The sequence below is a fragment of the Micromonospora echinofusca genome, from assembly GCF_017614955.1.
In the GTDB taxonomy this organism is placed as follows: domain Bacteria; phylum Actinomycetota; class Actinomycetes; order Mycobacteriales; family Micromonosporaceae; genus Micromonospora; species Micromonospora echinofusca_A.
Genome location: NZ_WVUH01000279.1, coordinates 1 through 9,685 on the forward strand (window position 1 = coordinate 1; position 9,685 = coordinate 9,685).

The 9,685-nt window shown below is 70.5% G+C and carries 10 protein-coding genes and 1 pseudogene; 6 read left to right on the forward strand and 5 right to left on the reverse strand.

All coding sequences use genetic code 11. The features are described 5' to 3' along the window. Positions 1–606, reverse strand: a 606-nt coding sequence (locus GSF22_RS25195; RefSeq protein WP_208816215.1) for an aminotransferase class V-fold PLP-dependent enzyme, incomplete at its 3' end; no start/stop codon positions are given. A 170-nt stretch (positions 607–776) separates the two neighbouring features. Here GSF22_RS25195 and ctaC point away from each other — a divergent pair. Continuing rightward, positions 777–1,751: an aa3-type cytochrome oxidase subunit II gene (gene ctaC / locus GSF22_RS25200; protein ID WP_208816216.1), complete on the forward strand. Its 975-nt coding sequence runs from the start codon at positions 777–779 to the stop codon at positions 1,749–1,751. Positions 1,752–1,761: 10 nt separating this feature from the next. Continuing rightward, complete coding sequence (locus GSF22_RS25205) at positions 1,762–2,187, forward strand: cytochrome c oxidase subunit 4 (RefSeq protein WP_208816217.1); 426 nt, start codon at positions 1,762–1,764, stop codon at positions 2,185–2,187. 104 nt (positions 2,188–2,291) lie between these two features. Here the strand turns inward: GSF22_RS25205 and GSF22_RS25210 are convergent, their stop codons facing one another. The 4 genes and pseudogenes from GSF22_RS25210 to GSF22_RS25225 form a co-directional block, all read right to left on the reverse strand. Then, entirely contained in the window at positions 2,292–2,501 is a 210-nt protein-coding gene (locus tag GSF22_RS25210) for a hypothetical protein (RefSeq protein ID WP_208816218.1), read from the reverse strand. A 106-nt stretch (positions 2,502–2,607) separates the two neighbouring features. Then, a complete protein-coding gene (trpD, locus tag GSF22_RS25215; protein WP_208816219.1) occupies positions 2,608–3,666 on the reverse strand; it encodes an anthranilate phosphoribosyltransferase in 1,059 nt (352 codons plus the stop codon). Positions 3,667–3,737: 71 nt separating this feature from the next. Then, positions 3,738–4,133 (reverse strand): hypothetical protein, encoded by a 396-nt coding sequence (locus tag GSF22_RS25220; protein ID WP_208816220.1) that lies wholly within the window; start codon positions 4,131–4,133, stop codon positions 3,738–3,740. A 178-nt stretch (positions 4,134–4,311) separates the two neighbouring features. Beyond that, positions 4,312–5,256 (reverse strand): annotated as a pseudogene (locus GSF22_RS25225) (cytochrome c oxidase assembly protein); the annotation flags it as partial. A 111-nt stretch (positions 5,257–5,367) separates the two neighbouring features. Here GSF22_RS25225 and ctaE point away from each other — a divergent pair. The 4 genes from ctaE to qcrB all read left to right on the forward strand — a co-directional run bounded on the left by ctaE (position 5,368) and on the right by qcrB (position 9,587). Continuing rightward, positions 5,368–5,967 (forward strand): aa3-type cytochrome oxidase subunit III, encoded by a 600-nt coding sequence (gene ctaE / locus GSF22_RS25230; RefSeq protein WP_208816221.1) that lies wholly within the window; start codon positions 5,368–5,370, stop codon positions 5,965–5,967. A 70-nt stretch (positions 5,968–6,037) separates the two neighbouring features. Next, positions 6,038–6,877 (forward strand): cytochrome bc1 complex diheme cytochrome c subunit, encoded by an 840-nt coding sequence (gene qcrC, locus GSF22_RS25235; protein WP_208816222.1) that lies wholly within the window; start codon positions 6,038–6,040, stop codon positions 6,875–6,877. After that, a complete protein-coding gene (gene qcrA / locus GSF22_RS25240) occupies positions 6,874–7,965 on the forward strand; it encodes a cytochrome bc1 complex Rieske iron-sulfur subunit (RefSeq protein ID WP_208816223.1) in 1,092 nt (363 codons plus the stop codon). The genes qcrC and qcrA overlap by 4 nt, the downstream gene beginning before the upstream one ends. Further along, complete coding sequence (gene qcrB / locus GSF22_RS25245) at positions 7,962–9,587, forward strand: cytochrome bc1 complex cytochrome b subunit (protein ID WP_208816224.1); 1,626 nt, start codon at positions 7,962–7,964, stop codon at positions 9,585–9,587. The genes qcrA and qcrB overlap by 4 nt, the downstream gene beginning before the upstream one ends. The last annotated feature ends 98 nt before the right edge of the window (positions 9,588–9,685 follow it).

Sequence of the window (9,685 nt, forward strand, 5' to 3'; positions counted from 1 at the left end):
CTTGTGCGCGCTCGCGGTCAGCACCGACCAGCCCGACGGGACAGGTATCCGGCCGACCGACTGGGCGGCGTCGACGTGCAGCGGGACCCCGGCTGCGGCACACACCTCGGCGGCCTGCGCCACCGGCTGCACGGTGCCCACCTCGTGACTGGCGCTGATCAGGGCGGCCAGCGCGACGCCGGGGGCCCGAACGGCCCCCTCCCAGGCCGGCAGGTCGAGCCGACCGAGCCGGTCGACCGGTACCGCCACCGCCGTGCCCCCGGCGGCGACGTGCCGGTGCGCCGCGTGCAGGACCGCCGAGTGTTCGATCGCCGAGTGCACCAGGGTCCCCCCGGCACGTCGGCGACCGGTGAGCCCACCCAGCACGGCCGCGTGCGCGGCGGTCGTACCGCTGCTGGTGAAGGAGACCTCGTCGGGGCGTACCCCGAGCGTCTCGGCGGTCGCGGCCCGGGCCGCGTCGAGGAGCTGGCGGGCCCGGCGGGCCTGGCCGTACAGCCGGTCCGGGTCGGCCCAGCCGTCGTCGAGGGCGGCCAGCAACGCCTGCCGGGCCACGGGGTGCAGCGGTGCGGCGCTCGCCGCGTCCAGGTAGACACCGGGGGAGTTCACGGATGCCAACGGTAGCGTGCCGCCGACGCTCAAGATCCCCCATTGGGGCCAAGACGCCACCCCAAGGCCGTCCAGCCCTGCATGGTCGAGTAATCTGCGACCGTCGGTGACGCCTTTGCCGCCGGAGCTGGTCAACACACACCGGCGGCGCGCTAGGGAGGCAGGACCAGGTGGTCGCAAGGAGTTCGGATGTACGGCCGTCGGCCGTACGGCACAGCGCTTCCCCGCAGGCCGGTGGGCGCGGCCGGCGGCGTGGTGCGGGTCGACTCGCCGGGCTCGGTGTCGGGGGGACGGCGCTGCTGTTCCTGCTCACCGGCTGTGACGTCGGTGCGGCGTTCGACGGCTTCGGCTGGCCGCAGGGCGGCATCTCGCCCGAGGCGAACCGGATGTACGACCTCTGGATCGCGTCGACGATCGCCGCGCTCGCGGTCGGCGTCTTCGTCTGGGGCCTGATCTTCTGGTGCGTCATCCGCTACCGCAAGCGCGGTAACGAGCTGCCGGTGCAGACCCGGTTCAACATGCCGATGGAGTTCCTCTACACCATCGCGCCGATCCTGATCGTGTCGGTGCTCTTCTACTACACGGCGATCGTGCAGACCGACGTCGACCGGGTCACCAAGAACCCGGACGTCACCGTCGAGGTCGTCGCCTTCAAGTGGAACTGGCAGTTCAACTACCGCGACGGGGTCGGCCCGGAGGCCAACACGGTCGCCTCCACGCTCGGCACCACCGAGGTGATCCCGGTCCTGGTGCTGCCGACCGGCCGGAGCATCCGCTTCGAGGAGACCAGCAAGGACGTCATCCACTCCTTCTGGGTGCCGGAGATGCTGTTCAAGCGGGACGTCTTCCCGGGCAAGGTCCGCAACGTGTTCGAGGTCTCCGAGCTGACCACCGAGGGCGCGTTCGTCGGTCGGTGCGCCGAGCTGTGCGGCACGTACCACTCGATGATGAACTTCGAGCTGCGGGTCGTCTCGCCGGAGAAGTACGACCAGTTCCTCGCCGCCAAGCGGGCCGGGAAGTCGACCCAGGAGGCCCTGGAGTCGATCGGTGAGAAGCCGCTCGCCGAGACGACCTTCCCGTTCGAGACCCGCCGTACGGAAAGCAACTTCAACCCGGACAGCGCTCCGGCCGGCTCGGGAAGCTGAGGGATCCGGCATGAAGACTGAGTGGAAGATCTTCGGCGTCGTCGCCGGGTTCCTGCTCTTCATCACGTTCGTCTACGCCGGCTGGACGGCCGGTACGAGCGGCGGGGTGGAATGGGTCGGCACCGTGGCGCTCGCCCTGTCGTTCCTGCTCTGCGCGATGTGCGGCGGCTTCTTCTGGTTCGTCTCCCGCCGGATCGACCTGCGGCCGGAGGACCGGCCGGACGGCGAGATCGCCGACGGCGCGGGCGAGATCGGCTTCTTCAGCCCGGGCAGCTACTGGCCGTTCGGTCTGGCGCTGGCGGCGTCGATCGCCGGCCTGGGCCTGGTGTTCTGGCAGTTCTGGCTGCTCGGTCTCGGGCTGGTCGCGGTGACCTTCGCCGCCTGCGGCCTGCTCTTCGAGTACTACTCCGGCACCCGGCGGACCGCCGAGCACTGACCTGCCGCCGGCAGTACCCGTAACCACCGAAGAGCCGGTGCCCCGATCGTGGGGCACCGGCTCTTCGTCGTCGTGCGGCCGGCCCGCCCTGGTCGGCAGGCCCGTCAGGCCGCCCGGTGCCGGCGGGCGGGAGCGTCGGTCCGGGTGCCGCCCCGGGCCGCCCGGAGCGGTGGGAAACCGGCGGTCAGCAGCGCGGTACCGCAGCCGGTGCAGACCAGTTCCGGGCAGTCGGCGCCGTGCCCGTCCTGGCACGGCGGCGTCTCGAACAGCGTCTCGGCACCGCAGTCTTCGCAGTACAGCTCGCGGTCACCCATGTCGTGTCCCCTCCCGGGCGCCAGCGGAACTACCACCGTGTAGTTTCGCACGACCGCTGGTCAGGACCGGATCAGACCCGGTGGTGACCCTGGTCGGGGCGGGAGATCAGTCCAGGGTGCGGGCCACCCCGGCCGCCGCGATCCAGGCGTCCAGGGCCCGGCCGGCGGCACCCGAGTCGATCGACTCGGCGGCCCGGTCCAGACCGGTGCGGATCGCCTCGGTCAGGTCACCGTCGAGCGGGCCCTGCGTGGCCAGCGCGGCTGCCGCGTTGACCAGTACGGCGTCCCGGACCGGACCCTTCTCACCGGCGAGCAGGCGGCGTGCCACGGCGGCGTTGTACGCCGCGTCCCCGCCCCGCAGGTCGGCCAGGGTGGCCCGGGGTACACCCAGGTCCACCGCGTCCACCACGCACTCCCTGACGGTGCCCTGGGCGGCCACCCAGAACCGGGTGGGAGCGGCGGTGCTGAACTCGTCCAGCCCGTCCTCGCCCCGCATCACCAGCACCGAGTCGCCCCGGGCCGCGAAGACTCCGGCCATCACCGGGGCCATCCGGGAGTCGAAGCAGCCGACCGCACCCGCCCGGGGACGGGCCGGGTTGGTCAGCGGGCCGAGGAAGTTGAACGCGGACGGCACGCCAAGCTCCCGCCGGACCGGCCCGGCGTGCCGCATCCCCGGGTGGAACCGGGCGGCGAAGCAGAACCCGATGCCGGCCTCGGTGACACAGTGGGCCACCCCGGCCGGGCCGAGGTCGAGCGGGACGCCGAGGAACTCCAGCAGGTCGGCCGTACCGCAGGACGACGACGCGGCCCGGTTGCCGTGCTTGACCACCCGGACCCCGGCGCCGGCCACCACCAGCGCGGTCATCGTGGAGATGTTGACCGTGTGGGCGAGGTCACCACCGGTGCCGACCACGTCGAGCGCGGTCGCCCGCACCGCTTCGGGCAGCTCCACCGGTACCGCGTTGGCCAGCATGGCCTCCACCAGCCCGGCCAGTTCCGCCGAGGTCTCGCCCCGGGCGCGCAGCGCCACCACGAAACCGGCGATCTGGGCCGGGGTGGCGGAACCCGCCATGATCTCGCCCATCGCCCAGGCGGTGTCGGCGGTGGAGAGCTCCTCGGCCCGCAGCAGTGCGGCGAGCAGGCTCGGCCAGGTCCGTTCGCCCATGGTGGGCCTCCCGTACGAGGGTGGATCGTGGACGGGCGCGACGGGTCACCGGCGCCGGTGCCGGTGCCGCCTCAGGCGGTCGCGTGGGTGCGCAGCAGCTCGGCGATGGTCTGACCGGTGGTCACCGGGTCGAGCGGGTGCATGAGGGTGGCGTCGACCTCGGCGTACGACGCGAGCCAGCGGTCTGCGGCCCGGGCGATGACCACGCAGGTCGGCGGGGCGTCCTCGCGGTCGTCCTTGATCTGCCGGGCGATGCCGATCCCACCACCGGGGGTCGCCTCACCGTCGAGCAGCATCAGGGCGATCTCGTAGTCGTCGACGAGACGGATGCACTCGGCGTAGTTCGACGCCTCGACGAACTCGACCCGGAGGTCGGCGGCGGGGCGGGTGCCGACGGCGAGCCGCATCCGGTCACGCACCTGCGGGTCGTCGCTGTAGAGCAGGACGGTGTAAAGACGATCGCTCATCGGTCGCAAGGCTCCCACGTCGTAGCTGCCCGCTGATCGTACCGGTCGCCCCGTCGGGGCCGATCCGGGGCCGTGATCCGCGTCATCCGGCCGGTTCGGTGACCTGCTGCCCGGCCTGCTGGCGGTCCCGGGCCTCCCGCCGATCCCGGGCCTCCCGCCGATCCCGGGCCTCCCGCCGATCCCGGGCCTCCTGCCGGGCCTCCTGGCGGTCCAGGTCCCGGTCGACCCGCCGGGCCTCCCGTTCCGCCTGGCGGATCCACTGCGCCACCAGGACGCCCAGCATGGTGATGCTGACGAACTCGCCACCGGCCCAGAGGATGCCGCCGGCGACCTCCTGGTCGGTCCACGGGTCGGCCCAGTCCAGCCCCAGCGACGGGTACCAGTCGCCGCCGAAGAGCGTGCTGCTCTCCATGATGGTGAGCCCCAGCACGGTGTGGAACGGCACCGAGAGCACCATCAGCAGCGCGCGGGCCGGGTAGGGCCAGCGGCCCGGCAGCGGGTCGAGCCCGACCAGCGGCCAGAAGAACAGGCAGCCGGTCATGATGAAGTGCAGGTGCACCAGCTCGTGCGCGAAGGAGTTCTCCAGCGTCAGCCGGTACAGGTCGGTGAAGTAGAGCACGAACGGGTTCACCACGAAGATCGCGAACGCGGTGAGCGGGAAGGCCAGCACCCGGGCGTACCGGCTGTGCACCACGGCGAGCAGTACCCGGCGGGGTCGGGCGGGCAGGGTCCGCAGCGCCAGGGTCACCGGGGCGCCCAGGGCCAGGAAGATCGGCGCCACCATCGACAGCACCATGTGCTGCACCATGTGCACCGACAGCAGGGTGGTGTCGTAGGCGCCGAGCCCGGAGACCGTCACCGCGGCGATGCCGCCGAGGCCGGGGCCGAGGAAGAACACCGTCCGCAGGACCGGCCAGCGGTCGCCGCGCAGGCGCAACCGGTGCACGCCGTAGAGGTACAGGGCGGCGGCGACGACCAGGCCGACGGCGAGCCAGTTGTCCAGGCTGGCCTCGGTCACGATCGAGGAGACGCTGAACGGGGGCGGGGTCCCGCCGCCCGCGGCCAGGACCGCCGGACCGCCCGCAGGGTCGGGGCCGCCGGTGGGGTACGGATCGAGGTGCAGCACGCTTTTCAGGCTATGCCAGGTTAACCCGGGCAGCTCCGTCGGCCCGGGAATGCCACTGGTTTGCCACCCCGCCGATCGGCGGCGCCGGTCAGGGGCAATAATGACCGCGTGACTGCGGCCCCAGCCATTGACAAGAGCCGGATCCACTCGCTGACCCGACCCAACATGGTCAGCGTCGGGACGATCGTGTGGCTCTCCAGCGAACTCATGTTCTTCGCGGCGCTGTTCGCGATGTACTTCTCCATCCGCGCAGCGGCCCCGGAGCAGTGGGCGGAACACACCGAGGCACTGAACATCCCCTACGCCACCACCTTCACGGTGATCCTGGTGGCGTCCTCGGTGACCTGCCAGCTCGGCGTGTTCGCGGCGGAGAAGGGTGACGTACACGCCCTGCGGCGCTGGTTCACCGTCACCTTCGTGATGGGCCTGATCTTCGTACTCGGTCAGGTCAACGAGTACCGCGAGCTGGTCCACGAGGGCGTCAAGATCAACGCCGACGGCTACGGGTCGATGTTCTACCTGACCACCGGCTTCCACGGCCTGCACGTGACCGGCGGTCTCATCGCCTTCGTCGTCTTCATGATCCGTACGACGATGGGCCGGTTCACCCCGGCCCAGGCCACCGCGGCGATCGTCGTGTCGTACTACTGGCACTTCGTCGACGTCGTGTGGATCGGCCTCTACGGCATGATCTACTGGCTCCAGTGATCTTGGCGTCACCTACCCGTCGCTGCTTCAAGTCCCTGAGACAAGGTCCAGAAACCGAAGGACACAGGCCATGACTTCTGACACCCCTGACCGCCATCGCGGTGTGCTCGCGCGGTTGCGCCAGCGCGCCGCAGCGCGCAGCAGGGGCCGCCGCCGGCTGGGTGCCGCGGTACGCCTGCTCGCCGCGCTGACGCTGGCCGGTGGCGCCTATACCGTCTTCGCGCCTGGTCTGCAGGCGCAGGACACCCCGCAGCTGTCCGGCGCCGCCGCCGAGGGCAAGGCGCTGTTCGACGTGAGCTGCATCTCCTGCCACGGCCGCAACGCGCAGGGGATCGAGGGCCGTGGGCCGAGTCTCGTCGGGGTCGGCGCGGCGTCGGTGGAGTTCCAGGTCGGCACCGGCCGGATGCCGATGGCCCGGCAGGAGGCGCAGGCCGAGCGGAAGCCGCGGGTCTTCACCAGCGACGAGGTCCGTCAGCTCGGACAGTACGTACAGGAACTCGGCGGGGGTCCGCAGGTCCCGCAGGGTGACGACTTCGCGTCCGAGGGTGACGTGGCCGCCGGTGGCCAGCTCTTCCGGGTCAACTGCTCCTCCTGCCACGCGTTCGGCGGTGGCGGTGGTGCCCTGTCGTCCGGCAAGTTCGCCCCGAGCCTGAGGCCGGCGACCGACCGGCAGATCTACGCGGCGATGCTCAGCGGGCCGCAGAACATGCCGGTCTTCGGTGACAACCAGCTCCGTCCGGAGCAGAAGGCCGACATCATCGCCTACATCCAGGAGACGCTGAAGAACGACCAGGACCCGGGCGGTTTCAACCTGGGCCGCTACGGGCCCTCCACCGAGGGCCTGGCCATCTTCCTGGTCGGCATCGTCGCGCTCGTCTTCGCCAGCCTGTGGATTGCGGGTAAGTCATGAGCACCCACACCGACACCACCGCCCACGGCGCAGCCGGCGGCGAGTTCGACATCGACGACCCGAAGCTGAGCCGCTTCCAGATCGTCCAGGAAGGCGCTCGTCGGGACGACATCGAGATCGTCCACTACGAGCCGCAGTTCCCGGTGGCCGGTACGAAGGCCGAGCGGCGGATGACCCGGACGGTCGCCAGCATGTTCCTGCTGACCGGGGTCGCGGCCACCGCGTTCCTGGTGATCTACATCTGGTGGCCGTGGAAGTACGAGGCCGGCGCGGGCGCGGACAAGTTCTACACGCCGCTGCTCGGGCTGACCCTCGGTCTGGCGCTGCTCTTCGTCGGGTTCGGCATCCTCACCTGGGGCAAGAAGCTGCTGCCCAAGGAGGTGTCGATCCAGGACCGGCACATGGCGCCCTCCTCCGACGAGGACCGCAAGATCGTCGGCAACACCATGCTCTACATGGCCGACGAGCTGGGCGTGAAGCGCCGTCCGCTGCTCGGTATCTCGCTGCTCGCCGGCCTCGCGCCGGTCGGCGCGGTCGCCGCCGCGCCGCTGCTCGGCGGTCTGATCAACCAGCCGCACAAGAACAACCAGATGTTCACCACCGGCTTCGCCCCGCACGACGGCAAGCTGGTCCGGCTGGTCCGGGAGGACGGCACCCCGGTCCGGCCGGAGGAGGTCAGCGCCGGTGGGCAGATCACCGTCTTCCCCGGCATCCCGCACGGGGTGAGCAACCGGCACGCCGACTCGCCGACCCTGCTGATCCACCTGCGCGAGTCGGACGCACAGACCGCCCGCCAGGCCAACGCCAAGGTCGGGCACGAGGGCTACATGTGGGGCAACTACACCGCGTTCTCCAAGATCTGCACCCACGCGGGTTGCCCGGCCAGCCTCTACGAGCAGCAGACCAACCGGCTGCTCTGCCCGTGCCACCAGTCGCAGTTCCTGATCACCGACAACGCCAAGCCCGTCTTCGGCCCCGCCAGCCGTCGGTTGCCCCAGCTGCCGATCGAGGTGGACGACGAGGGATTCTTCGTGGCCAAGTCCGACTACACCGAGACGGTCGGACCAGACTTCTGGGAGCGGCCGTGAAGCGCCGAAAGGTAGATGTGGGGGCCCTCCCCGGCAAGGCCGCCGTCGGGGTCGACGACCGGTTCCAGGTGGCCACCCCGCTGCGTCGCCTGCTCAACAAGGTCTTCCCCGACCACTGGTCGTTCCTGCTCGGCGAGATCGCGCTCTTCTCGTTCGTGATTCTGCTGCTGACCGGTGTCTTCCTGACCTTCTTCTTCGAGCCGGCGATGACCGAGGTGACCTACAACGGCAGCTACGCGCCGCTGCGGGGCACCCACATGTCCGCCGCCTACGCCTCCAGCCTGGACATCTCGTTCGACGTCCGGGGTGGCCTGATCATGCGGCAGATGCACCACTGGTCGGCGCTGCTGTTCATGGCGGCGATCGTGGTGCACATGATGCGGGTCTTCTTCACCGGCGCGTTCCGCAAGCCGCGTGAGGCGAACTGGATCATCGGTACGCTGCTCTTCTGGATCGGCTTCCTCGCCGGCTTCACCGGCTACTCGCTGCCGGACGACGGCCTCTCCGGCACCGGTCTGCGGATCGCCTCGGCGATCATGCTCTCCATCCCGGTGATCGGGTCGTGGGCCACCGCGGCGGTGTTCGGCGGGGAGTTCCCCGGCGACATCATCATCAGCCGGTTCTTCATCGCCCACGTGCTGCTCATCCCGGGCCTGCTGGTCGCCCTGATCAGCGCCCACCTGGGGCTGGTCTTCAAGCAGAAGCACACCCAGTGGCCCGGCCCCGGCCGGACCAACGAGAACGTGGTCGGCGAGCGGATGTTCCCGCGCTACGCGCTCAAGCAGGGCGGCTTCTTCATGGTCGTCTTCGGGGTCATCGCGCTGATGGGCGGTCTGTTCCAGATCAACCCGATCTGGCTCTTCGGCCCGTACGAGGCGTGGGTGGTCTCCGCGGCCAGCCAGCCCGACTGGTACGTCATGTTCCTGGACGGGTCGACCCGGCTCATGCCGGCCTGGGAGATCAACATCCCGATCGGTGACGGGTACGTCATCCCGCCGCTGTTCTGGCCGACGGTGGTGCTCCCCGGCATCCTGACCATGCTGCCGATCTTCTACCCGTTCATCGAGGCGCGGCTGACCAAGGACAAGGGCACGCACAACCTGCTCCAGCGTCCCCGGGACGTTCCGGCCCGGACCGCGCTCGGCGCCATGGCGGTGTCGTTCTACATCGTGCTCACGCTCTCCGGCGCCAACGACGTGATCGCGGACAAGTTCCGGATCAGTCTGAACGCGATGACCTGGGCGGGCCGGATCGGTCTGCTCATCGTCCCGCCGCTGGCCTACTACATCACCTACCGGCTCTGCCTGGGCCTCCAGCAGCACGACCGGGAGGTGCTGGCGCACGGTGTCGAGACCGGCATCATCCGGCGTCTGCCGGACGGCCGGTTCGAGGAGGTGCACCAGCCGCTGAGCAGTGGCGACGGCCACGACGGTCACGGCCTGGAGTACGTCGGCTGGGTGGTACCGAAGAAGATGAACCGGCTCGGCGCCCTCGGCCCGGCCATCAAGGGCTTCTTCTACCCGATCGAGAAGCCGGCCGAGGCGCCGGTCTCGCCGGGGCACCCCCCGGTCGAGCCGCGCCCCGAGCGGCAGGAGGTCGGCAGCGGCGAGTCGCGTCGCTGAGCCGACCGGGCGGGCGCGGGCCCACCCGAGATGAATGCGCCGACGTGGCGTCCACCGGTCCCGGTGGGCGCCACGTCGCTTTTCTCCCCCGCCCCGGC